This window comes from Pseudoalteromonas sp. S2755, assembly GCF_005886535.1.
Lineage (GTDB): Bacteria > Pseudomonadota > Gammaproteobacteria > Enterobacterales > Alteromonadaceae > Pseudoalteromonas.
This window is the reverse complement of the sequence record NZ_PNDS01000033.1, coordinates 1-24,893: the sequence shown is the minus strand read 5'-3', so window position 1 is coordinate 24,893 and position 24,893 is coordinate 1. Positions and strand designations below refer to the sequence as shown.

Sequence of the window (24,893 nt, the reverse complement as noted above, 5' to 3'; positions counted from 1 at the left end):
ACAAGAATAATAACAAGATTGAAATATAGTACTTTCTTATTATCTCGTATTGTACCAACATTAGATCTAATTCAAGTAAAGAAAAAGCACTACCTACTCTCTATAACCCGCGCCAAAGGTCGGTGGTTCGAATCCTCTCAGTTGTACCATTCCTCAATATTCAATCTTATCTAATGAGAAAAAGTACTCCCTACTTTCCATACCCCGTACCGAAGGTTGGTAATTTAGATCCACTCGTTGTACCACTACAAGATCTCATTCAAATAAAGAAAACAAAAGGTTAAGAATTCAAATTTTTAGCTTTCGATGGGATCTTCTTTGTCATTCCTTAACTTGCAGGAGCTACTAAGCGGTAGCCCAATTTTTAAAAGTTGACTCGTCTACAATCATTGAAACACAAGAGCCAAGCAACATATTTGATGCTAAGTAACCATCAATGTATTCACGTTGCTGTACGCCCTAATCCCAGCCCTTGATAAAGCGGACTGGCGGCAACATCGACGACCTCGAAATTACAACCTCCGTATCCAACCGCCCGGCCCCTTGTTTTTTATGTCGAATTGCAACCCATACATGAATTAGGCAGCCACCGCCCCTTGTGCTTGCTTATAGAGGTTTTGCAGATAATCCCACGGCCATTCGCAAATCATAATATTCCTCTGGGCAAGGTACTTTTTCTTCAATTTTAAACATCAAATTATTCATTCCCTAATTACTAAGACGGAAAGAATGGAAACTGTGTAAATACACAGTTAACTAACTCTAACTATCACCTTCCCGAGATTCTGGTTGTGTTCGAGAATATCATGGGCTTGCTCAATTTCATCCCAAAGTAACTCCTTATACACTGGTATCTTCATCGTCTGATCCGACAGCTTCGAGCCAAACTCATTCAGAAAATCTTTCACTAATTCCCTTTTATAATCTAAAGAGCGATTTCTTAACGTGCTTCCATGCAAGTTGAACCTTTTCGCGAGTAACTTGGCAAAGTCTAGTTCTGTATATCTTCCGCCTAGCATAGCGAGCATGACACAATGGCAATCCATGGCTGCAACTCTTAGATTCGCTCTGAGGTATTCACCACCGACTGGATCAAGAATGACATTTGCTTTCAAACCAAGCTTTTTCATTTCTTCAGCAAAATCACAGTCTAAGTAATTAATAGTATGATCTGCCCCCAGAGACTTTGCATACTCGGCCTTTTCCTTGCTACTTTGGGTAGTAATGACCGTTGCACCTAGCCTTTTTGCAATCCTTATGGCAGCACTGCCAACACCTGAAGCACCGCCATGGCAAAGTAAAACCCCATTAGAATTTAGCTGCCCAGTTCGCACAATCGCATCATAGGCCGTAAGATATACTTCTGCTACACCTGCCGCATAGCTCAATGACAGACCTTCGGTTAGCGGCATGAGTAATTCACTTTGTGCAACAACGTACTCAGCATAGCCGCCGCCAGAGGTTAAGCAGAACACTTGATCACCAAGTAAATGTTCAAGCTCAGAAGACGCCACTTGGACTATCGTTCCAGACACTTCTAGGCCCAATATCTCACTATCGCCTTCAGGCGCAGGATACTTTCCTTGTTTTTGCAAAATGTCTGCTCTATTGACCCCAAACGCATGCACTTTGATTAGCACTTGCTTTGCACTCAATGTCGGTGTTTCGGTGTACTGGATTTGAAGCTGAGAAGATGCGTGACTGATATAACGCATCTTCTTTGGGATCACTGAACTTTTTTCCATATTTCCTTCTCGACGAACTTACCATTTTCATACAGTTCATGATGCCATAAATTTCCATCAACCTTGTAGCTGAATGACATCGTTCGACCGAGTAAGCTAGTAACATTTCCATATTCATAGGTTTCGATAAATCTATCTCCCTCTATTTTGTAACTCCCTCCACCGGCGTATTTAAACTTTCCTTCACTTTGCGTAATGTAGCTGTGGTGAGTTTGAGTGATTAACTTTATCGACGTCAAGCTAGGCGCTCGCGCTGATACAATGCCACCTGTAGTGGCATATTTCCCCTCAACAAATTCCCAAGTACCTAAAAGTGGATTTGCCAAAGCAACTGGACTCAATAACAATAAACTAAGTGCGGTGACTTTCATCTTATTTCCCTTTAACGTTGTTTTATTCAGTTTTACACAGTCACTCAACGAGGTCAGTTGAGATAATCTCAACATCAAGAATGAAATGATGCGCTCTCAGGTCTATTCACCAAGTAACCCTTGTAGAGAAAGTAATGAAATTATTAATGCTAATACTATCGTTCAATTTAATTGCATCCACTCAGGCAACAGAAATTGAAATCGAATATAAGAGCTGGATAAGTAGCAGTGATAGACAACATGTGGAAACTTGGCTAAAACACGGTGTTGAAACAACAGAACATACCCTAGGAGTACTACAACAGCAAACACTTCCATTTATTATTGAACCAAGCTTATTCGCATCTGAGCCAGTGCCATGGGGAACGGTTCAACGTGGTAAACCCGATGCTATTCTACTCCAAATTAAGCGATTTACCTCAAGCCGAGTGCTGATTAAAGATTGGACCTTGTACCATGAAATTGCTCACCTTTATCACCCTTTGCTTGACCACGCAGATTTTTGGCTGGCAGAGGGGCTTGCTACCTATTTACAAAATGTCATTATGCTAGAAAATGATATTTTTAATGTTGACGAGTTTCGTGCTAGGTTAATCTCAGGGCTCAGCCGAGGTGCAAAAAATACGCAACTGAATAAAGGAGCACTTCAAGCAATGAGCGAACAAATGTGGTCATTAAACGCACAACAAAGAGTCTATTGGAGTGGGGTTGCATTCTTTATGGAAGCAGAAATTGCACTACAGGATGTGGGCAATAAGAACACTATCAAAGCGCTTATTTCCTCATTTCAGCGGTGCTGTAAAAGCAGTTTAATATCGGGAGACAGAATCAGTGGACGCTTATTTATTGCGAGCCTAGATAAACTATCTAAAACAACCATATTTTCCAATCTATATGCTAACTATAAGCAGCGGAAGGATTTCCCAGCCCTAAGCAAGGCTCAAATCTATAGTCTTCAGCCATTAAGATAAAGTGTTTTATAGAATCCTTTCGCTATCATCTCTATCCGCTATCAATATTAATAAGGCGTAGAAAACTAAGCTTGCTTGGTTTGTTGCTTTTCTGATTCTATTGCTGTTGTCATTGCGCCAAGTAATTCGGTTAGCTGCACTTCCACACAGTCAAGTTGTTTATTCTTCAGCTTAACATCCAACTCGTTTGCTATTTTATGAATATCAATACAATCAAACATCGCAGCAGTGCCTTTGATCGCGTGCACTGTTTTTGCTAACGCATCGTAATCCTGATACTTAGCTTGATTCTTGATCTGAATGATTTGTTCATGCAGCCCAGAAATATACTGTTGTTTTAACTGGCAAAACTCGGCTTCTGGCAGATCAACTTCCTCATCGACTTGGATGTCCAAATAATAGGCTACTTTTTGACTGAACACGACTCTATCGATTGGTTTTGCAAGGTGATCACTAAACCCAAGTTTTAAATAACGCTCAATTTCATGTTGCATGGTGTTGGCAGTTAATGCAATCACAGGCGTACTACACCCCGTTGCCTGAATAAAGCTAAACGCCTGCTCACCATCCATTACCGGCATTTGGATATCCATTAATATCAAATCGAAATCACCATCTAGTACCGCCTGTACCGCTAGCTGACCATTTTCAACTGCCGTCACAGATAAGCCCATACGCTCTAAAATACGCTTGATAAGCTTACTATTGTCTGTGTTATCTTCAGCCAATAACACCTCACCTTTAAGCTCTTGATTTATTTCATCCGGTATTGTGCCTTGTTCACGAACATCACCAATTTGAGCGAGACTTTTCACCCACTTTGTTTTTTCGGTGGTATATAAGCCAACAGTAAGAGTAAAGGCTGTACCTGAACCTACCTCACTTTCTACCGAAATATCACCATCTAACTTTCTCGCTAAGCTTTTGGAGATATTTAGTCCAAGTCCTGTCCCACCATATTTCCTTGATGTGGAAGAGTCAGCCTGATAAAACGCACTAAATAGTTCTTTTTGCTCATCCGCTGTCATTCCAATCCCGGTATCTCGTACCGTGATCATAAGGTGGTCGTTTTGACACGCCACGTCAATCGAGATTTTACCAACCGTAGTGAACTTCATTGCGTTAGATGTGAGATTTAGTAATATCTGCCGCAATCGAGTAGGATCAATAACCACAAAATCAGGCAGTGGAAAGTGATAATTCAATGCAAATTCAAGCCCTTTATCTCTAATTTGCTTACCCAACAACGAATCGACATGCGCAATCGCTTGGAAAAGGTTTGACTCCACCAACTCAACTTCTAGTTTATTAGCCTCAATTTTTGACATATCCAAAATGTCATTAATTAGTCCAAGTACATGACGCGAGTTTTGTAAAATAACGGAGATGGCGTGATTACGCTCATGTGGCTTAATATCTCCGAGCATAATACCATCGGCATAGCCAATAATTGACGTCATTGGTGTTCTTATTTCATGGCTCATATTCGCCAAAAATCGGCTTTTTGCCTCACTAGCATCTCTAAGCTCTGAGGCCACCTGCTCTAACTCATAGGTACGTTTTAACACCTTTGCTTCAAGGTTTTTATTGAGTTCTATATTTTCTTCACTGGTAATTCTAAATTTGTCCGCAACTGCGAAGGCCAGCAGCAATGCATCAAGCGCAGTACCTATTAAACCGTAAAGATATAAGTTACTCGACGATTCCGGCAGCAAACTTAAGTTAGTTAAATTGCCCACCATATTGGGGATCGCCATTGCAATATATGCCATCACAAAATAGCGAGCTGGCTTAAAGCCCTCAACCCAACGCTTAATACCGACAAATAGCCCGAAACAGAGCGCTAACCCCGTTACCAATGTTGCCCAAATAAAGCCAAAACCTGGGAAAAGAATACAAAACGGTAGCCCAAGTGCCGCTATCACTCCGAGCCAGATAGAGATTGACACATAGTTTGGATGAACATCCTTGAGTTTTAAAAGATGGATATAAAATAACGCGTTGGTTAATGGTGCAAGTGCAAAACCTAACCAATGTAAGTTTGCAGAGTAAAATCCAAATAACTCGTCGGGAATATGAAAGAAATGGCTCCACGCAAATACCCATACACAAGTGAACAATGCGTAATAAAAATGGGTGATATCTTTAGAGCCGATATAGATTAATAAGTTATATAGCCCTAAAACAATGCCGACACCAAAGCAAAGCGTCATGATAAGATTTTCATAGATCACTTTCTGCTGGTAGTCTCTCAGAGGCTCAATAGTCAATTTTACAGGGGTGTAAAAGAATTCACTCTCGAATAGCGTAACGATATAATAATCTTGGTTCGGCTCTAGTGTGATTTGATTTCCATAATGAAATGCAAATTCATTGTCGACCTTCCCCCCAGAAAAAACTCGCAAGACCGTTTCCGGTGTATATATCCTCGACTCAATTTTGCTCAATACCGTATTATATGGATAAAGCACAAATTCATTCAACGGCGTTTCATTTCTGACTTTAGTAACCAAAAAGTAACGACCAGAAAACAACGACCTCTTCTTTAGTGGTTCATGAATAGATTCCCATGCACTCAAGTCATCCCAGCTTTGAGGAAACCTCGTATTGGAACTTGCCTCATAAGCCTTCCCAATATGATGTAAATTTTGATAATGCCAAGGCTGTGTCAATTTCAACACAGGCTGGTCTGCATAGAGGAAGCTAGAATACAGAGTTATGCTAAATATGATCAGTAGCAAACGCATTCTAGTCAGTTACCTCAATAAAGTTACCTGTGGTTCGGTATTTTATTTGCAAGTTTTCTACCCCCAAGTCAGGTGACTTATCTCTTTTTAGTGCTCAAACAAAATCAAAAACGATATGTTACATCCATACCTATCCTTCTTCCCTCCCCCTTAAAGTCTTCCAACATTCCCAAAAAGCTGCTTAGGTCAAATTTAAGGTGACTATATTCTTTATCTAGAAGGTTTTTACCCCAAATACCCAACTGCCAGTCTCTATACTCCACCTGTAGATTGGCATTCCAAAGCATATAACTGGGCTGCTTAGCATAGGGAGATTCATTTTGGTCAAAGTAATATTCGCTTTGATAATCAAATGCTATTCTACTTTTTATACTAACTTCATCCCAATTAAATGCATAATTTATTTGTCCTGAGATATTCCATTCGGATGTAAACGGTAGTCTATTGTCGGTCAATACAACACCAACTGGATCGATAAACTCCTCAAAGTTAGCTTCAGGTATATACCCTATATCTAAGCCTATCTGAGCTTGCTCCGATAGATACCAAGTGTTTTCTATCTCTGCACCATAGATTTCTGACTTACCTACGTTTTCAAGTAACTGATAAGGCGGTGCTCCAGGTACTTCTGAGGCCTGATTCATAAATACCTGTTGGTCTTTATAATCATAGTAAAAAGCGGCCAAATTTGTACGAAGTTTAAGCTCATTAAATAACAGCTTGGCTCCTATTTCATGAGCGACTAGCTCTTCGGGACCATAACTTGCTTGTATCGCCGCATCCTTCGAAATAAGGAAGCCACCATTATAGCCGCCGCTTTTTACACCATTAGATAAACTATAATAAACACTTTTATCCGCTTTCACTTCATGGATAACTGAAAATTTTCCCGACAAATTACTATCGGATTCTTTTCCCTCAATGTCGTACGCAGGGACTAGAATGCCAGTGAGGTTATCTCCAAACGGCACATTTAGGTAGGAAAAAGAGTCATAATTCACGTCTTCATCGCTATACCTTACTCCTACAAGCACATCAGTATGCTCACTGACTTCATATTCATATTGACCAAACAAAGCTATTGATTTTACTTTGATATCATTATCATAGAAAAAGGTCGCAGCACTTCCCCCATTAGAAGTTCCCCTAAAATCACGTAATAGGTCATTGAAATTATCTTGATAAATACGCTCTTCTAGTTGAAACAAGCCTACCGTTAGAAAGCCAGTCTCTATACTTTGCTCAAATCTAAGTTCATTCACCAGCTTTTCACTTTTAAGCCCTAGCTCACCTTCACATAATGAAAATGGACTTCCGTCACAATTAAATCCATGTATCCTATCTAAGCGATTGAAAGCTCCAAGATAAATAAGTTGAGACCGCTCATCCAGTGCATACGCGATCTCTGTTGTAACACCTTTGCTTATACTGTGATGCTTTTGATAATTATTGACCCGCACAGCCCAAAAATCGTCACTGCCTATATTAAAGCCAAGTGCATCAACACAGTTGCTAGTGCCCGCTTGCGCTGGAGAACACAACGAGCCATCCAAAGGGTTAGAAAATAATCCGATATTTCCGACCGGCTGAACCAGTCCATTCCAATGACCATAATCTAATTTCACAAAAACACTAAGCTTATCAAACTCGCCAAAATAACTTAATCGAGCATCGTTTTGTTCCATATACGCCTCTGGAACGTCAGGCTGGAGATTATACGTTGTGTACTCATAATTATTGTGGCTACCTGCAAGTCGCACTGCGCTATTTTGATCTAGACTATAATTGAGCATTACACCTGCTCTTGTTAAAGAATCAGAGCCGCCCCCCACACTGACAGAAGCAAAATCACCATCTGTTGGGCGTGCCGTACGCACCAAAATAGCCCCCCCAGTGGTATTTCTACCAAAAAGTGTACCTTGAGGACCTTTCAGTACTTCAACTTGTTCAATATCAAACAAGTTAATGATTTGATTATTCGCAGACCCAACAGATATACCATCTAAATACACTCCAACCGGTGAAGTGTTAGCCGTATTGTAATCGACAAGTCCAACACCTCGAATGCTGACCGCGGGGGGCGTTCCCTCAGCTGCATTTTGACTGATTTTGACGTTCGCAACTAAACTCCCCAGTTCGGTCGTATCTTTCAGTGCAGCGTCAGTGATTACTTGTCCGGATATGGGTTTAACGGCGATAGCAACATCATTGATAGATTGCTTTCTTTTTTGAGCGTATACCTCAATGACTTCGATTTCTTCTTCGACTTGTGCTGATGTTTCCATCGAGACTACTGAGAGTAATGTTAGTGTTATCGTATTTAACAGCACATTTGGATGTGGCATAGTTTGAATCCCGAGCTATATCATGCAATTGCACTATTAGTATAGCTGAATTAAAAAGACCCCCAAACAAATGAACCCTATTACCTTTTTAAGGTTCAAGTTATAGTTCATTACACATAAGAAATTATACCAAGATGGGATTTAAGCCCTGCAAATTGCAAGGCTTGAGATATATTTATAGCATAACTAACTACTCAAAGATTAAACGGCTCAAACCCTGATTCTCCACTTATGTTTTGAGGATATCCGGTGATAGCTCTACTGGTTTGCATGCCTGCCATCACGGCAGCTTCAACACAACCTGCATTGACACCGGTTTTAATCCAATCTCCGGTAATATAGAGGTTATTGAATATGCTGCCGTCAGTAGATAGTCGAAATTGACTGCTATCAACAACGCTTAACACATAACGCTCACTAGGGTCGACATTTACTCTCCAATACTGTGTATTGAACCTAGCTTCGCCTTCATTATTATCAACATCAAACAATACGTTCCAGTCGAAGTCGTCACCATGATACGCCTCTGGCCACAGTGGTTGCATCTGCAATCTAAGTTTTTGCAAAGCGTTTTCTTTTACCTGAGCTTTCATGCGTTCAGGAAATTCATGATCGCTCGGAGGTGGATAATCTGCGCAGGTAAAAGCACTACAAAAATAGGCAATGTTCTTGGGCTGTGAATTTGGCCAATCCTCCACCTCTAGTAAATTAGACATCGCAGCCCACGTGTCAAAGGGTTGAGAAAATGCGCTTAATATTGGTGGTTCATTACTGCCAGAAGGATCGTGAAAGCCTAGTTCACTGTCAGTTTTAGTGAGCCACAACTGCAATGCTTGAGTCGCTACAGTTTTAACCTTTTCAGCTTGCAGCTTTAAGTCATTATCTTTGGCCAATAGTTGCTGACATAATGGCTCAAGGCCTGCGACTGAAATCCCAAAAATCACTAAATCGAAATCAGTACCTTTTTTTAGTGTTTTTCTCGGTAATCTCTGTCCAAATGCTTGTTGGTAAACCACCTCCCAATTAGACCAGTAAGACTCTAAGTTAATCTCATGTTCTTTAAGTAGTGCCACTTGCTGCGGTTCAATTTGTTGCCACAGTGGAGCGCTCGGCCAACATGGCAAGTCTTTGACTAATTCTAGAGGTTCGTAGCATTGCGCCTCTTTTAGTTTAACCTGCTGAATTAATTGAATACTATCAACATGATGACCGTTTTCATCCTGTGCACAGTGTAATGACTCAACCTGATGAAAAAAAGCAAACTTAACGCCTCGATGTTTGAGCAGCTCATAAATGGGGGAGAAAATAATATCTCCCATTCCCGCTTGCATTTTCCACATCACACCGCCTCGATAACACAGCATAATCCTAAGCATAGCCAAAGCCGCAACGCCTGCTTCGACATTTGGTTTTTTAAAATCCCCGTCTTCATAGCCAAAAACGAGATCATAAAAACCGCGAACCGGCGCTGATTCCACGGACAAAGATTCATTTGCACCATTACGCCTTAGCCACTGTTTAAAATCATACCGATCAATATAACCAAAACCGCGTGAATAAACCTTGTCACGTAGCATACCAATGGTCATCGCAACCCCGAGATCTATACATATGTACAGACGCCTTATCAATGGGTTGTCATCAATCAAGTCGTTTACTTCTGACTTTAACCAACGTCTAATTTTTCGAACCATATACCAAACAAGTAAGTGATCTTTCTTATTTTCTAAACGGTGATCAGCTTCACGCACCGTTAAAAAATTACTGAGTTGTGTTATTAACAGCTTTGGCGTGGATACTACCTCTTGGACATGGTTTTCTGCGTCATCAAATAAAGCGCTAGCTTTTTCTTCAACACTGTCAAAAAAGTTTTTAACTTCTTGGCCCAAATGAGCGAGTAGCGTTTTATCTCTTTCTTTTTTTGTTTTGAGCTGTGTCGATTTGTGCGTTTTCTCAACTTCGCATTCCAAATCATCAACCCATTTGTGTAGCCAAGCCGCAAGCAATTTCAGAATCTGCCAAAAATGCAAATCGAGAGTGCCATTTGCTGGATTACCTGGGATCTCAGGGAAGTCTACCGACCAAGTTTGCCATTGCTGGTCGATATATTCTTGTAACACGACCAAACTATGCGGTTTTAGTGCTTGTTGCCAAGTGTGAATGGGGATATCACTTGAGCGCTCAAGCTTATTATAAACTGTCTCAATTGCCCTAAAAGAATTGACATAGGCACCAAACCAAACGTGAAGACCATGCTCTTCAATACGCTCGCCGTATTCAGCATTACGACCACTCGCCCCTTTGCCTCCCAAACGCCAACCTTGCTGATAAACGGTAATATCATAGCGCTCTTGCCAATCTTCTTGTTCAGTCATGTATACCGCAGCTGTCATCGCCGAAACGCCGCCGCCAAGTATTGCTACTTTTTGTTTACTCATAAACCTTCCTTTTTCCAACGTGTTGACGAGCAACACCTAAAGCCACATAGGAAGACAACTAAACATGCAAATATCGCTTTAGTAAAAAATCGTGTTTTTTATGCCACAAATATACTAACGATGGAGATTAGCCATACTCTGAGCACTGGAAACAATTTCTTCCACTCCTGCCTGATCGAAGTCCATTTTCACAAAGTAAGGTAGTTTGACCTCGCTTTTGCCTAATGGAATGCCAAACATTTTATAGAGTGGAAATGCATCCATTCGTTGTAGGTTCAGGCTTAAGTCATCTTTGATAAAACCAATTTTGTGGATTTTCTTCACTTCAGAAGGGGAATGTACCACTGCCGAATATACAGACTTCTCGGCATGGCCATCTGGAAACTGCTTAAATAATATTTGATCCATTTGTGGGTGGGTAAAACCCGATAAGAACTGCTTAAGAAATTGACTATCGACATCTAAATCAGACACCGAATCTTTGAAAAGCTCAGCAATTTCTTCACCCACTTCCAACACTTCTTTTAGCCATGACTCCCCGTCATCCTCAGGTTTAATGGATAACAATTCATGCCATGCCATTTTGACGTTGGGATCAAATTCCTTAAAGGTCTCCAAAGAGAGAGAAAAGTTCAGTGGGTCGCCAAAATTATCAGGCATTTCGTAGCGACATAAATATTTGTTGTAGCCCCATATTTCTCGACCATTTATCAGTGCGTTAATGTTGTTGACCGAGATAAACGCAGGATACCAATACAGATGCTCTGCTTTTAACGTTTCGAGATTGACTTGTAGAATTGGTAACCAGACAATGACATCGGTTTCTTGCATATATCCATAATTACTAAATGGCGGCACTTTTGATGCGATATTTTCAATATCAGTAAAGGTCAATAAGCACCAATCCGTTAAGGCCCTGAATACAAATTCACTACTAGAAACCGAATTAAGCGTTTTATCAACATAGGTTTGGATTGTTGATTTCTTTCCTTTGACAAAGAAGCCATACATTTGTGCATTTAACATTCTACATGGAGGTTTGGCGATCGGATTACTATAAAAATGTTGATAATCAGGCAACTCGGGATACATCTTTCACTCCTTAAAGTATGATAAGTTAGTGTTTAGTGTAGTTCGCTCAAGCCGCTTTTGCGTATGTTGTTATGAAAACTCCGGCTCTTGTTGCACAACCTCGATATAGTTACGTGCCTCTCGCTGGCAAAAATACTGATAATGCGAGTATGCGTACTCATCATAGTTACCCGAGAGCTTGTTCATAAAACCGTGTAAATATCGCGTTCGGATACAATCCAGCCCTTTTTTATCTTTTAACTGTTCGATAACGGGCTCAACGTCAAAATGAGATTCAACTTGAGCAAAGAAGATAGACACATCGCAGCTGGGCTTAATAGTTAGATGGTTACGTATTTGGCTGGGATAAAATGCAATAAGCTGCTCAACAGAGTGAGATGCACCTTGTTCAGACAATGCAACCCAGGCAGCAGCTCCGCCCGCACTAAAGCCAATAATTAGTTTTGGTTTGTATTCAGAAATCGCTGCTGATACTTTGTCAGCATATAAACGATGACCACACTGCGCCAAAAACAGATTATAACAATCCGACTCAGAGACACGGTTTGGCTCTTCTACAAATGGTGAAAGCACCTGCACGTCACTTCCAAGTGATTTAGAAAAACGATCAATATGATCCGTATGACCGAAAATATCGGTAACGATTAATATAGCCATTGGTTTTCCTTATAAATAATTTATAGTTATTGGCTTGTATGACTTTCCTTGCCATGCGGCCTTATCTACTTATATTGGATTAACGCGCTGCAATCAAACTCTATATTCAATCGCTTAACTGAGCTGTGTTTAACACGTTTTTACCCAAAACTAAAACCTCTTTTAAAGCTAGCATACCGCCAACCTCTGTAAACATTAAATACAAATTAAATAAACATTAATTTAATCATCAATATCGCAAACAATGCTAAGCTTATTGTAAGTTCAGCAAGAGTGACCCAATTTGATCAAAATCATCTTACTCCTCTTCATTGCCTTTCAATCCAGTTTTATATTTGCAAAACAAATAACCTGGATTGTTATAGATTTTGCTCCTTATTATATCCTCTCTGATAATTTGGAAGGGCAAGGACGAGACGAGTTGCTGATAAAACTCATTCAACAACAGATGCCCGACTACACTTTCAATTATAAAGTGTTCCCTGCATCTAGGGCTATATATGAGCTTTCTAATGTCAACAACCAATATTGTATGATCTCGTTGTACAAAACGGCCGAACGAAAAAAAAATATCGCTTTTAGTGATGAGTATTCCACCATCGGATTGTCAACTTCTGCTGCGCTAAGGAAAGATGTCGCACAGTCGCTTGGCATTACAAACAGTGCGATAGATTTAGAAAAACTGGTGACTGAACACGGACTAACCGTTGGCGTTGCAGCAAATCGTTCCTTTGGTAATGAAATTGACGCGTTATTAGCGAGTTTACCGACTAAGCAAGTACTCGTTAGGCCTGGGAGAGATACGCTAGAGAGTTTAACTTTTATGCTACTCAAAAAAAGAGTCGATGTGATACTCGGATACCCAAGCGAGCACCACTACCACAAATTACACGTAGATACGCAAGATGAATTGACACAAGTCAGATTGAGTATCGCCTCACAGATAACTGCTGGGTATGCAGGCTGTAATAACAATGCGATTGGCAAGGAGCAAATAGCTGTAATTAACGAAGCATTAAAACAAGCACACAAAAGCGAGCAGTTTAGAATGGCGATGTCCCGTTGGTTACCAGAACAATTTCAGCCACAGCTAGCTAGTATTTTTAAAAACTAACTTTCTAAAGCTGATATTGCGCTTGAAAAGTGGACTCCTCCTAGAATATAAAGCGCAGCACCACGCCCATAGTAACACGTGGTGCTAGTAGAGATTACTTACGAATACCTTCTAAGTGCAAACCGATGGTAACGTGCGTTGATGCAGGGCCTAGATCATAGTCGATGTCATAGTCAGCAAGCTTTAGCTGGGTTTCGCCTTCAAATCCAACTCGGTATCCACCCCAAGGATCTTTACCTTCACCCACTTTTTGAACATCAAACTCGATTTGCTTTGTTACACCATTGAGTGTAAAGCTTCCTTTCACCTTCGCATTTGTATCATCGCTAAAAGTAATCGAATCACTCTTAAAAGTCGCCTTAGGGTTTGCTTTGACGTTTAAAAAGTCATTACCACGCAAATGCTTATCACGCTCTGCGTGATTCGAGTCAATAGAAGCGGTATCGATTACTACATTAATTTTTGATGCATTTGGATTTTTTGCATCATAGCTGAAGTCGCCCTCAAAGCTATTAAATCGACCATGCAACCAGCTGTATCCTAAGTGTTTAATTTTAAAGTTTACAAAGGCATGTGCCCCCTTAGTATCAATTACATAATCCGCAGCATTTGCTCCAGCCGACAAAGTCATAGCCGCCATGCTTAATGCAATGATTGTTTTTTTCATGTTTTAATCCTCAACTTTTGTAACGTTTGATACCTTAAGCATTCGAACTAAGGTACGATCTTTATTAATAAAGTGGTGTTTGAGCGCTCCCACAATGTGTAGCGCTACTAATCCAATGAGCCCCCAAGCAATATATAAATGCACAGTGCCTGCGATATCGCTTTGTTCTTCAAACAACTCCCCGAGACCTGGAACAGAAAACCAGTTGAATACCTCTATTGCTCTACCATCTGAGGTAGAGATTAAGTAACCTGTGACAAACAACCCAAACAAGCCAAGATACAAAACGACGTGAACGACACGCGCTATTATGTTTTGCAATTTTTCCATGGAAGTAGCTTCGCTTTCGGGCTTCACGCTAGGGTTGGCAACCTTCCAAATCAGCCTGAGTACTATCAAAACTGCCAGCAGTATTCCGGTGCTTTTGTGAATCTGTAAGCCGTCACGGTAGAAAGGATCGTAATAACTGAGTTCGACCATGTACAATCCAAGGCCAAACATGCCAAATACCACAAGCGCACTGAGCCAGTGAAAGATGATGGCTAACAAACCATAGTTTTGTGATGTATTTTTAAACATAATATTCAGCTAATAAAACTCATTCTCAATAAGAGTAAGCTTATACGCTAAAAGTTCAGAGAGAAAGCCATAAATTTAGCGTCAGATTGTGCATTTATGCACACAAAAAAGGCGCTTCATAAAACAAGCGCCTTGAGTCGGGGGGAGTGTAAACTAGTTTTTATAGAAGTAGCTGTCTTTCGTTATGCTAATCTTGGCATCTTGCTGCGATTCTATAGTGAATTGGATTGGAGTTCGCTTACCTTTAAGCTCATAACCATCGGCTGTAACTGTTACTGGGATCAATGCCATGTCGCCACCGGCGATATGCGTAGTAATTGGGGCGGTCAGCTGCGCATTTGGCAGTCCCTTCAAACTTACAGTGTAAGTCAGATCATGTTGCGTTTTATTTATTACGCTTAAGGTGTATGGGTTCTCAACTAAGCCCTCATAGTTAACACGATAAAGCGCATTTCGGTCGCGAATGACAGAGGCTTCTATGGGCGTACGGTTGAATGCCCAAATCACCATAGTGACTATTATCAAAGCGGTAATCGCACCATAACCTACAATTTTTAGCCTAAATGGATTGGACTTTTTACCCGCTTGCTCATGTTCACTCTGGTATTTAATCAAATCTGGCTGATAACCAAATTTATTCATCGTTTCGTTACACGCATCAATACATAAACCGCAGTTAATACATTCGTATTGCAGACCATTACGAATATCAATACCAGCTGGGCAAACTTCAACACATAAATTACAGTCTACACAGTCGCCGAGCCCTAGCTGTTTTGGATCGTCTCTGCGTTTACGGCGACCTCTGTTTTCGCCACGCTCACTGTCGTAGGTAACGACTAAGGTATCTTTATCAAACATAACCGATTGGAAACGAGAGTATGGGCATGCAACGGTACACATTTTTTCTCGTAGAAAGCCCGCATTTCCATATGTGCATAGTGCAAATAGAAATACCCAGAAGCAAGTCAGGCCAGTCCACTCAAGCGTAAACATGTCGAGATATAGCGCTTTTGCGGGAATAAAATAGGCCATAAATGACGTGGCGGTAAACACGGAAATTATCAACCAAATAGCGTGTTTTGCCGTTTTCTTAGCGATTTTTTTGCTATTCCAGTCTGATTTGTCCAACTTTATTCTTTGATTGCGAGTCCCCTCCACTCGGTGCTCAACCCAAGTAAACATCAGCATCCAAATCGTTTGTGGACAAGTATAGCCACACCAAACTCGACCCAACCAAGTTGTGACAAAGAATAAGGCAAAAGCACCCGCCATAAAAATCCAAGCAAGAATCATAAAGTCTTGTGGGAGAAAGGTAGCACCAAAGATCCTAAATTGCTGCGTACCAAAATCAAGTAGAATGGCCTGCTGTCCGTTGTAAGGGATCCAAGGAATAAGAACGAAAGTTAACATTAAAAACCAACCAAGATTTCTCCTTATTTTTTGGAAAAATCCTTTTTGCTCTCTGACGTAAATAGGCCCTTCTTGTTTATAGGGCTTAATGATCATGTCTTCTTCTTTGATATCAAACTTCATGTTATTTGCTACATTGGTAATACACAAGCTTGATACTGCAACTTTCAGACCAATCTGAAAGTTTATAAAACCCTGATTTTTATAGATTTAATTTTTATTAAATTTTCCACATCGCGAAATATCACGAATAGACGCGAAATGTCACGAAAGTTTGGTAATTTTTAGTTTTTTCATTTTCGACCTCAGAGTACTTTCGGGTAACCCTAGCTTATCCGCCGCACCGTTTTTGCCAGCGATCTTCCAGTTACTTATTTCTAGCACTCTTAAGATGTGCTCGGCTTCTGCTTGCGCCAAAGTCAGCTCACCGTCTTCAGGTTTATGGTGTTCAGTAGCGTTAAGTGCTTGAGATAAATCAAGTAAACGACCTTTAGATAATATCGCCTCGCGCTCCAGCACGTTTTGGAGTTCTCGAATATTCCCCGGCCAATCATAACGCTGCAGCGCTTGAATAGCCTTTTTGGAGATCCCGCGTAGTTGCTTACCCAGCTTTTTGTTAAGCTGCACGATGAGGTTGTTGGCCAATACCGGTATATCCTCTATACGCTCTCGTAGGGCAGGCACTCGAATAGGAAAAACATTTAAACGATAATATAGATCCATTCTAAACTCTCCCTCTTCGACCATTTTCCATAAATCTCTGTTGGTCGCCGCGACTATCCGTATATCTACTTGAATCGGCTTACTTCCGCCTACACGCTCAAACTCTCGTTCTTGTAATACACGTAATAACTTGCTTTGTGCCTCTAGCGGTAACTCGCCAATTTCATCCAAAAATATAGTCCCTTTATCCGCCAGTTCAAAACGCCCTTTACGCCTCTCATTCGCTCCAGTAAATGCACCCTTTTCATGCCCAAACAACTCAGACTCAATCAAGGTTGGTGAAAAAGCAGCACAATTTACTTTAACGAAAGGTTGTGCTGAGCGCTCACTAAGACGGTGCAGATTTCTGGCAACAAGCTCTTTACCCGTGCCATTTTCCCCTAAAACCAATACCGTACTGTCGGTCTGACTAACCAGTTCAAGCTGCGCCAACATGGCCTGAAATATTGCACTACTACCTACCAAACCCGAGTCTTGCCAATTTTCATTTAATGTTTCTAGCAAGTAGGCATTTTCATCTTTAAGCTGCTCAGTAAGTACTTGAACTTTATTCAGTGCCTCACGAAGCGCGTTTTCAGTTTTGTGCTGCTGTGATACATCGCGAAATATCGCGACCGCTCCGATAATTTGCTGCTCTTTGAAAATTGGTGTTGAGGTATACTCTACAGGGAAACAACTCCCATCTTTACGCCAGAATACCTCATTGGTTACCTGCCGTGTTTTACCGTCAAACATGGTTTTGTAGATGTTACATTCATCAGCTGGATACTCACTTCCATCTGCATGACTGTGATGATGGTACTGATGTATTTTTTTCCCCAAAAGCTCATCACTTTGCCACCCAGTCATACGCTCCGCAGCCGGGTTTACAAAGACAGCGTTACCAGAAAGGTCAAAACCATAGATCCCCTCTCCAACCGCATTCAGTAATAATTTAGGGTCCGCCAAAAAATGTTTGATAATAGACATAGTAATCCTCGCGATATTTCGCGACCATTATATAACTACAACCTTTTACTGTCAGCCATGAGTTTTGCTTAATAATCGTAACCGTCACAACAAGCATGCATTTTTTGCTCATGAAAGTGTAAAATGAGATAAAGCTTTCAAATTGAGTAACTGCGTGGACAAATCAACTTATATTCCCAGCGCGTTTCTAGACGACATAAAAACCTACTTACCAGACCACCTTAGCATCGAAGACTTTATAGATACGTGCCAGTCTCCTTTACGCCGAGCAGTCAGAGTCAACACCCTAAAAATGTCTGTCACTGAATTCTTAGCCTACTGCGAAAAAAGTGATTGGCAGGCAGAGCCGATCCCTTGGTGTGAGGAAGGGTTTTGGATATCAAGAAGTGAACAAGAAGAAGCTAATCTTGCTATCGGCAACACAGATATCCATTTAAGTGGCTGCATCTATGTCCAAGAAGCTAGTTCCATGTTGCCGCCCACGGCACTGAAATCGACTATCTGCAGTGATGATATTAATTTGGATATGGCGTCAGCACCGGGTTCGAAAACTTCGCAACTCGCAGCTTACATGGATGGCCGCGGCGTACTAATCGCTAATGAGCTATCTTCATCTCGACTCAAAGCGCTTGCGGCAAATATGAAACGTATGGGTATACGAAATGTTGCGTTGTCTCACTTTGACGGCTGTATCTTTGGCGACTATATGCATGAATGTTTTGATAACATCTTGCTTGATGCACCATGTTCTGGAGAAGGCACTGTTAGAAAGGACCCAAATGCCCTTAAAAATTGGTCGATTGAGTCTAATATTGAAATTGCACAAGTGCAGAAGCAACTGATAGATAGCGCATTTCAAGCCTTAAAGCCAGGTGGTACCTTAGTGTATTCAACTTGCACATTAACACCATTGGAAAATCAGCAAGTATGCCAACACCTTATTGATAATTACCCCCAAGCAGTAGCAGTCGAAAACCTATCGACTTTATTTGAGGGTGCTGAAAAAGCAACAACGTCCGAAGGATACTTGCATGTGTGGCCTCAGCTATATGATAGCGAGGGGTTTTTCATTGCTCGATTTAAGAAGTTAAGCACGGTTGAAGTTAAGAACCCAAAACAGAAAAAAGGCGCTTTCCCTTTTGAAGAACTAGACAAGAAAACCACTCAACTATTGTTATCCGTACTAAAGAAACAGTTTGGTATTGCCCAACTTGACGGTAAGTTGATGCAGCGCGATAAAGAGGTGTGGCTATTTCCTGACAACTTTGAAGCAATCCAAGATAAGATCAAATATTCTCGCATAGGGATTTTAATCGGTACTACCCATAAAAACGGGGTAAGATTAGAGCATGAGTTTGCCACTACTTTCGGTCACTTAGCGTCTAAAAACACTTTAGCACTAACAAAAGAGCAAGCAAAAGATTACTTTAATGGCAAGGATATACGCCTAGATGAAGTTACCAAACTAACGGGAGAGGTGATCCTCACGCTATGTGGCAGTGCCGTCGGGTTAGGAAAATGGCAAAAGAATAAAGTTAAAAACAGTTTGCCTCGGGATTTAATTAAAGACGGCCTGTTGATAACTTGGGTATAACCTGAATATACCCTTTTGATATTTTTAAGACCAATTATGAATATAAAGAACAACTCTTTGTTTTATATAAACTTAATAAATCATTCATTTATTTGTAAAAAGAATGAAAGGTTAACTAAACTTAACAGTACTTTCTACTTCTCCCTACAGTCTTAGAAGGTGTTTTTAGTTAGCGCACGGCTCAATCTTGAGCCTTTCCCTAGGCCCAGAACTTAGCAGGTAAGTTTCTGGGCGTTTTTTTATCAGTTAACCAGAGGCTAGTTAGGTCAACATTTCGAGTTCTGTGATGATCTGCATCGCGGCTTCATTACTGTCACCGCACACATCTTCCATGGCCTTAAATTGCAAACACACCAGTGGACGCTCTGGCTGGTTAAACAGTTTACACAGATTATTTTCATCTAGTTGAATACACCGCTCCCCCGCAGGTTTACCATTTGGCATACCCGGAATGGGTGTTGAAATACTTGGTGCTATACAACAAGCGCCACAACCAAGCCTACAATCCATTCTGTTTCTCGCAATTTTGACAATCAGTGGTGCATTTTATCGAAAAATCGACTACACGTAAAAGCATCAATCGCTTTTAAGAATGTAACGATAAATTTAGGTACGCAAAGCTTTGTTACATATTCAGTCTGGATTTAAACACCTCGACATAACTATTCGCGTATTCTTAAGCTTATCGATGATCTAGAGCCGTTAATCTGGGTCATTAAAAATCATTCAACAGGAAGGATTTTAACGTGGCTAGTAAAAAACAAATAATTCTACCAATTGCCGTTCTTGCGGTGGGAATTGCAGCGGCTGTTGCCATGTCTGCAATGAAACAACCTCCAGAAGAGAAGAAAGAAGAAATAGTACATCCTCTCGTACAAGTTCAACCTATTCATATTGACCAAGTTAAGCTTAACGTATCGTCATACGGTATCGTGATGCCAAAATATAGTACTGAGCTTGTTGCTCAAGTAAGTGGTCAAGTCATTTCATTGTCTGACAAGTTTGTCAAAGGTGGCTTTGTCAAAAAAGGAGACGTGCTTGCTCGCATCGACCCAAATGACTATGAAGCGTCGCTGATTGAAGCTGAAGCGGCTTTAGCACAAGCCAGCTCAGCGCTAGAAATAGAACAAGCTCAGGTGCAAGTAGCAAAAGCAGAATGGCAAAGGATTAAAGCAAACGCTAACGAAAAAATACCTTCCGAGCTCTATTTAAGAAAACCTCAGCTCGCTGAAAAGTTAGCAAGCTTTAAAGCTGCCCAGGCTGCAGTGAAAAGAGCGAACCGAAATTTGGAGCGTACTTACATCAAAGCGCCTTACGATGCGATTATAGAGTCTCGTACCGTAAGCCTTGGTAGTGTAGTCAATCCTGGCAATGGCTTTGGTAAACTCAATGCGACATCTGTTGCAGAGGTACGCCTCCCTGTTGCCGATAATGAATTGAAATATTTACCGCAACAAGGTGTTGGTACCGATGTCGTGATCACCGCTGAAGTCGCTGGTCAACCGATGAGTTGGAAAGGCGAAATCGTCCGCAGTGAAGGCGTTATAGATAACAAAAGCCGCATGACCTACCTTGTTGCACAAGTCGAACAGCCTTATCAAAACAGTGCAAAACCATTGCGTTTTGGCGCTTATATCAACGCCGATATTCAGGGTTTATTAGTGCAAAATGCCACTATGCTTCCTCATCACTTAGTAAAAGAAGGTCGTGTTGCAACATTGGATGACGATAATAAGCTGAGCTACAAAAAGGTCAATATTATTAGAGAATACAATGGTATGGTCGTCGTTGATAGCGGCGTTGAGTCAGGCCAACAGATTATTACTTCGGCATTGGACTATCCTTCTGAAGGGATGCAACTTCGTACAGACGATGCTCCTTCGCAAAGCGCTAACACACAACTGGCGCTCAAAGAGGAGTAAGGCTCATGCATAGTAAAAGCACAGAAAAAGGCTTAATTGCTTGGTTTGCGCGTAACCCAGTTGCAGCAAACTTATTGATGATATTTATTATTGTAGGTGGCTTGCTTACTGCGTTTTCGATCCGCAAACAAATGTTTCCGCAATACGATAGTAACTGGATAAGTGTTCAAGCCGTGTATCCGGGTGCGGCACCTCAAGAGGTCGAGGAAGGGATCACGATTAAGATCGAGGAATCCATGGAAGGTCTCGAAGGGATCAAACGCCTGATCACCTACTCTAATCGTGGTTATTCACAAACTTGGATTGAAGTAGATGAGCAGTACAACACCAAAGAAGTGCTCGACGAAGTCAAGATGCAGGTGGATTCCGTCTCAACTTTCCCATCTGGCATGGAGCGCCCTATCGTGCGTCACGACAAGGCAACCCAAGAAGTAATGTGGCTATCACTCAATGGCGACTTAAGTCCCCATGATCTTAAAGAACTGGGTAATCGCATTCATGAAGAAATGCTGTCGTTACCTGGCGTTAACCTTGTACGTTTTGATGGTGGTCTGAACTACGAAATCTCTATTGAGATAAGCCCTGATAAGATGCGCGAATACGGCCTAAGTTTTAGAGCGATTTCGGATTCAGTAAAGAGCTTCTCAGCGAACATGTCTGCAGGTCAAATTCGCTCCGAAAATGGCTATATTTCAATGCGAGTTGAAAACCAAGCCTATCGCGGTGACGAGTTTAGAAAGCTCCCCTTATTAACACTACCAGACGGCGCACAGGTTAGCTTAGGCGACGTCGCCACCATCAACGATGGCTTTGAAGAAGGACTTCAATACTCTAAATACAATGGTAAGAACTCACTGGTGTATGAAGTTAGCGCATCAAAAGATCAAGACATCACCAAAGTTGCAGATATCATCAAGAACTATCTGGAGGCAAAGAAAGGCTCGCTACCACAAGGCGTAGAACTTGAACCTTTTATTGACTTGACCTATTACCTCAATGGCCGCCTCAACATGATGCTTGAAAATATGGCGTTAGGTGGCGTATTGGTTATGCTAATGCTTGCTCTATTTTTACGTGTGCGTTTAGCATTTTGGGTCATGATGGGGTTGCCAGTTAGCTTCTTAGGTGCATTTTTAATGATGCCAATGGGCTATTTAGACGTAACGATTAACTTAGCCTCACTGTTTGCCTTTATTTTGGTGTTGGGAATTGTCGTTGATGACGCGATAGTCGTCGGTGAATCCGCCCATGCAGAAATAGAAAAGCATGGTCATAGTCTCGATAATGTCGTTCGTGGCGTAAAACGTGTTGCTATCCCTGCCACTTTTGGTGTGCTGACTACCGTTGCCGCTTTCTTACCGCAAACATTAGCAACCGGACCAACGGCAGCATTTTCTAAAGCTATTGGTGGCGTAATAATTCTGTGCCTATTATTCTCTTTGGTTGAGTCTAAACTGGTTTTACCTGCGCATTTAGCGGCGATGAAAGACAAGCCAAGCAACCCTAAAAATCCGTTCCACCGCCTCAGAGAAAAAATGGATAGCGGCCTTCAATCTTTCATTGAAAACACCTACCGCCCATTCATTGTGCGCTGTATTCACTATCGTTATACCGTTATCGTTGGCTTTTTAACTATTTTAATTATCAGTGCCGGAATGTTTGCTGGTGGCTTAGTGAAGTTCGTTGCTAACCCAAAAATCCCACATGACTTTCCACGTATCTCGATTGATATGAACTTATCTTCGTCAGAAAACGCGACACTTGAGTCAATTCAAAAAATCGAGCAAATGGTACTGAGTGTCGACAAAGAAATTGAGACTGAGTACGGCAAAAAAATGATCCGTGATTACATGGTAAACATGAACGGCCGCACAAGCGCAAATATCATGGTGATCTTGGTTGAGCCAGATGCGCGTCCAATCGATACCTTTGCACTCAGCGCCCGCTGGCGTGATGCAATGCCTGCACTGCCAGGTGTTAAATCACTAAACATTCAAGATAGCATTATGAATGGTGGCCGTGATGACGGAGACATTAGCTTTAGATTAGAAGGTAAACACAAAGAAGAGCTTCGTGAAGTCGCACAGAAACTAAAGGACAAGCTAGCAACTATCGAAGGGGTCGGTGATATCAACGACTCTATGCAATCAGCAACCGATGAAGTACAACTTGAGCTGAAACCTTTGGCGTACAGCCTTGGGCTTACGTTGGCTGATGTCGCATCCCAAGTGAACTTCAGTTATTACGGCCTTGAAGCACAGCGTATTTTACGTGATGGAGAAGAGATCAAGGTAATGATCCGTTACCCTAAAGAACACCGTGATGCCATTAGTGATATTCAGGATGTGCGTATTCTAACACCTCAAGGTGCAGAAGTGCCGTTGGTAGAAGTGGCTGATGTGAAATTGGTAGACGGTGTTAACCGAATTCGCCGCGAAAACGCCAAACGCACGATTAATGTTTGGGCATCAGTTGATACAGAAACCGCACAACCATTTGAGATAGCAAAACAGGTTCGTGACGAATATCTTCCTAGTCTATTAAAGAACTACCCTGGCGTTCAAAGTGCAGTGGCGGGTCGCGTACAAGAAGAAATGGACAGTGTTGCTGAGCAAATTCGTGACTTCGCCCTATCATTAATGATTATCTTCGCACTACTGGCAATTCCACTGCGTTCTTATTCTCAGCCTGTCATCATTATGTCTGTGATCCCATTTGGTGTGGTCGGCGCCGTGTTTGGTCACATGGTGTTAGGTATGACCATGAGTAGCTTGTCTTTCTTCGGAATTATTGCCGTGGCTGGAGTTGTAGTAAACGACTCTTTGGTTATGGTGGATTTTGTCAACAAAGCCCGCGAACGAGGCATCGATTTAAAAGCCGCTGCCGTCGAGGCCGGATGTAAACGCTTTAGAGCAATCTTGCTCACATCATTGACTACTTTTATCGGGCTTGTACCGATCATAATGGAAACGAGCCTACAAGCTAAAATTGTCATTCCAATGGCTGTATCACTTGCGTTTGGTGTGTTGTTTGCCACGGTGATCACCCTAGTGCTTATCCCTTGTCAATATGTGGCACTTGAAGATGTTAAACGCGTTGGCCGCAAATGGTTTAAAGGTAAAGACTCGGCCGATAGCCAACAAGCGACACCAGAGCTACACTCCAATACTCACTAAGTAACAAATTACTAGCCCTCAAAAAAGCTCGGAAATTTCCGAGCTTTTTTATTTTTTATACCAAGTCGCTTAGGGCCTGTTGATCTTTCAAGTTTGTTTTTGCAGCAGTTTGATTGGTATTTATACAAGGCAGAGCCTGCGTAGCATAGTTATTCTATGTAAGTTAGGCGATAAAGACTTTGTGCTCCTGCAAAGTCACCTTACCCCACATCCTTGTGGGGCAACACAGTAGAAATGCCAATCAAGCGCTGTCCTTTGGGTTCCCCTGAGTGCGCTTTGTTCATTGTTGCTCAACTTTTGCTTAGATTACTAGGCGGCAAGTCGAGCGTCGCGATCAAAACACACTCAGGAGAACAAAAATAAAAGAGCA

17 protein-coding genes are annotated in these 24,893 nt (G+C 41.5%); 5 read left to right on the top strand and 12 right to left on the bottom strand.

Annotated features, from left to right (window positions below; genetic code table 11):
* Positions 1-752 precede the first annotated feature (752 nt).
* Both CWC03_RS06735 and CWC03_RS06730 read right to left on the bottom strand, forming a co-directional pair.
* The gene (locus tag CWC03_RS06735; protein ID WP_138581119.1) at positions 753-1,745 is read right to left on the bottom strand and encodes an NAD(P)H-quinone oxidoreductase; all 993 of its coding nucleotides are present in this window, start codon (positions 1,743-1,745) and stop codon (positions 753-755) included.
* Entirely contained in the window at positions 1,727-2,116 is a 390-nt protein-coding gene (locus CWC03_RS06730) for a hypothetical protein (protein WP_138581117.1), read from the bottom strand. Before CWC03_RS06730 ends, CWC03_RS06735 begins: the two co-directional genes overlap by 19 nt.
* A 134-nt stretch (positions 2,117-2,250) precedes the next feature.
* Here CWC03_RS06730 and CWC03_RS06725 point away from each other — a divergent pair, with 134 nt between their 5' ends.
* Positions 2,251-3,087, top strand: a complete 837-nt coding sequence (locus CWC03_RS06725; protein ID WP_138581115.1) for a M61 family metallopeptidase — start codon at positions 2,251-2,253, stop codon at positions 3,085-3,087.
* 65 nt (positions 3,088-3,152) lie between these two features.
* On the opposite strand, the gene CWC03_RS06720 is transcribed toward CWC03_RS06725, so the two are convergent.
* The 5 genes from CWC03_RS06720 to CWC03_RS06700 all read right to left on the bottom strand — a co-directional run bounded on the left by CWC03_RS06720 (position 3,153) and on the right by CWC03_RS06700 (position 12,366).
* On the bottom strand, positions 3,153-5,834 hold the full coding sequence (locus CWC03_RS06720; RefSeq protein WP_138581114.1) for an ATP-binding protein: 2,682 nt from the start codon (positions 5,832-5,834) through the stop codon (positions 3,153-3,155).
* Positions 5,835-5,938: 104 nt separating this feature from the next.
* Positions 5,939-8,179, bottom strand: coding sequence for a TonB-dependent receptor (locus CWC03_RS06715; protein WP_138581112.1), 2,241 nt, complete (start codon positions 8,177-8,179; stop codon positions 5,939-5,941).
* Positions 8,180-8,373: 194 nt separating this feature from the next.
* Positions 8,374-10,617, bottom strand: coding sequence for an NAD(P)-binding protein (locus CWC03_RS06710; protein ID WP_138581110.1), 2,244 nt, complete (start codon positions 10,615-10,617; stop codon positions 8,374-8,376).
* A 114-nt stretch (positions 10,618-10,731) separates the two neighbouring features.
* Complete coding sequence (locus tag CWC03_RS06705) at positions 10,732-11,709, bottom strand: acetoacetate decarboxylase (protein WP_138581109.1); 978 nt, start codon at positions 11,707-11,709, stop codon at positions 10,732-10,734.
* Positions 11,710-11,778: 69 nt separating this feature from the next.
* Complete coding sequence (locus CWC03_RS06700) at positions 11,779-12,366, bottom strand: dienelactone hydrolase family protein (RefSeq protein WP_138581108.1); 588 nt, start codon at positions 12,364-12,366, stop codon at positions 11,779-11,781.
* A 283-nt stretch (positions 12,367-12,649) separates the two neighbouring features.
* Here CWC03_RS06700 and CWC03_RS06695 point away from each other — a divergent pair, with 283 nt between their 5' ends.
* Positions 12,650-13,480, top strand: coding sequence for a TIGR02285 family protein (locus CWC03_RS06695; RefSeq protein ID WP_138581107.1), 831 nt, complete (start codon positions 12,650-12,652; stop codon positions 13,478-13,480).
* A gap of 94 nt (positions 13,481-13,574) precedes the next feature.
* Here the strand turns inward: CWC03_RS06695 and CWC03_RS06690 are convergent, their stop codons facing one another.
* From CWC03_RS06690 to CWC03_RS06675, 4 genes are all read right to left on the bottom strand, one after another.
* Positions 13,575-14,147, bottom strand: coding sequence for a YceI family protein (locus tag CWC03_RS06690; protein ID WP_138581105.1), 573 nt, complete (start codon positions 14,145-14,147; stop codon positions 13,575-13,577).
* Between the two features lie 3 nt (positions 14,148-14,150).
* Positions 14,151-14,726 (bottom strand): cytochrome b, encoded by a 576-nt coding sequence (locus tag CWC03_RS06685; RefSeq protein WP_138581103.1) that lies wholly within the window; start codon positions 14,724-14,726, stop codon positions 14,151-14,153.
* 153 nt (positions 14,727-14,879) lie between these two features.
* Positions 14,880-16,262: a cytochrome c oxidase accessory protein CcoG gene (gene ccoG / locus CWC03_RS06680; RefSeq protein ID WP_138581101.1), complete on the bottom strand. Its 1,383-nt coding sequence runs from the start codon at positions 16,260-16,262 to the stop codon at positions 14,880-14,882.
* Between the two features lie 141 nt (positions 16,263-16,403).
* Positions 16,404-17,831, bottom strand: a complete 1,428-nt coding sequence (locus CWC03_RS06675; RefSeq protein WP_138581100.1) for a sigma-54 interaction domain-containing protein — start codon at positions 17,829-17,831, stop codon at positions 16,404-16,406.
* A 154-nt stretch (positions 17,832-17,985) separates the two neighbouring features.
* Here CWC03_RS06675 and rsmF point away from each other — a divergent pair, with 154 nt between their 5' ends.
* Positions 17,986-19,425, top strand: coding sequence for a 16S rRNA (cytosine(1407)-C(5))-methyltransferase RsmF (rsmF, locus tag CWC03_RS06670; protein ID WP_138581099.1), 1,440 nt, complete (start codon positions 17,986-17,988; stop codon positions 19,423-19,425).
* A gap of 261 nt (positions 19,426-19,686) precedes the next feature.
* On the opposite strand, the gene CWC03_RS06665 is transcribed toward rsmF, so the two are convergent.
* Positions 19,687-19,935 (bottom strand): YkgJ family cysteine cluster protein, encoded by a 249-nt coding sequence (locus tag CWC03_RS06665; protein ID WP_138581098.1) that lies wholly within the window; start codon positions 19,933-19,935, stop codon positions 19,687-19,689.
* A 236-nt stretch (positions 19,936-20,171) separates the two neighbouring features.
* On the opposite strand from CWC03_RS06665, the gene CWC03_RS06660 reads away from it, so the two are divergent.
* On the top strand, positions 20,172-21,347 hold the full coding sequence (locus tag CWC03_RS06660; protein WP_138581096.1) for an efflux RND transporter periplasmic adaptor subunit: 1,176 nt from the start codon (positions 20,172-20,174) through the stop codon (positions 21,345-21,347).
* A gap of 5 nt (positions 21,348-21,352) precedes the next feature.
* The gene (locus CWC03_RS06655) at positions 21,353-24,523 is read left to right on the top strand and encodes an efflux RND transporter permease subunit (protein WP_138581094.1); all 3,171 of its coding nucleotides are present in this window, start codon (positions 21,353-21,355) and stop codon (positions 24,521-24,523) included.
* Positions 24,524-24,893 lie beyond the last annotated feature (370 nt).

Bases quoted from the DNA above. Each gene is read 5' to 3' on its own strand.
- CWC03_RS06735 (WP_138581119.1), bottom strand. From the start codon at position 1,745: ATGGAAAAAAGTTCAGTGATCCCAAAGAAGATGCGTTATATCAGTCAC.
- CWC03_RS06730 (WP_138581117.1), bottom strand. From the start codon at position 2,116: ATGAAAGTCACCGCACTTAGTTTATTGTTATTGAGTCCAGTTGCTTTG.
- CWC03_RS06725 (WP_138581115.1), top strand. From the start codon at position 2,251: ATGAAATTATTAATGCTAATACTATCGTTCAATTTAATTGCATCCACT.
- CWC03_RS06720 (WP_138581114.1), bottom strand. From the start codon at position 5,834: ATGCGTTTGCTACTGATCATATTTAGCATAACTCTGTATTCTAGCTTC.
- CWC03_RS06715 (WP_138581112.1), bottom strand. From the start codon at position 8,179: ATGCCACATCCAAATGTGCTGTTAAATACGATAACACTAACATTACTC.
- CWC03_RS06710 (WP_138581110.1), bottom strand. From the start codon at position 10,617: ATGAGTAAACAAAAAGTAGCAATACTTGGCGGCGGCGTTTCGGCGATG.
- CWC03_RS06705 (WP_138581109.1), bottom strand. From the start codon at position 11,709: ATGTATCCCGAGTTGCCTGATTATCAACATTTTTATAGTAATCCGATC.
- CWC03_RS06700 (WP_138581108.1), bottom strand. From the start codon at position 12,366: ATGGCTATATTAATCGTTACCGATATTTTCGGTCATACGGATCATATT.
- CWC03_RS06690 (WP_138581105.1), bottom strand. From the start codon at position 14,147: ATGAAAAAAACAATCATTGCATTAAGCATGGCGGCTATGACTTTGTCG.
- CWC03_RS06685 (WP_138581103.1), bottom strand. From the start codon at position 14,726: ATGTTTAAAAATACATCACAAAACTATGGTTTGTTAGCCATCATCTTT.
- ccoG (WP_138581101.1), bottom strand. From the start codon at position 16,262: ATGAAGTTTGATATCAAAGAAGAAGACATGATCATTAAGCCCTATAAA.
- CWC03_RS06675 (WP_138581100.1), bottom strand. From the start codon at position 17,831: ATGTCTATTATCAAACATTTTTTGGCGGACCCTAAATTATTACTGAAT.
- CWC03_RS06665 (WP_138581098.1), bottom strand. From the start codon at position 19,935: ATGGATTGTAGGCTTGGTTGTGGCGCTTGTTGTATAGCACCAAGTATT.
- CWC03_RS06655 (WP_138581094.1), top strand. From the start codon at position 21,353: ATGCATAGTAAAAGCACAGAAAAAGGCTTAATTGCTTGGTTTGCGCGT.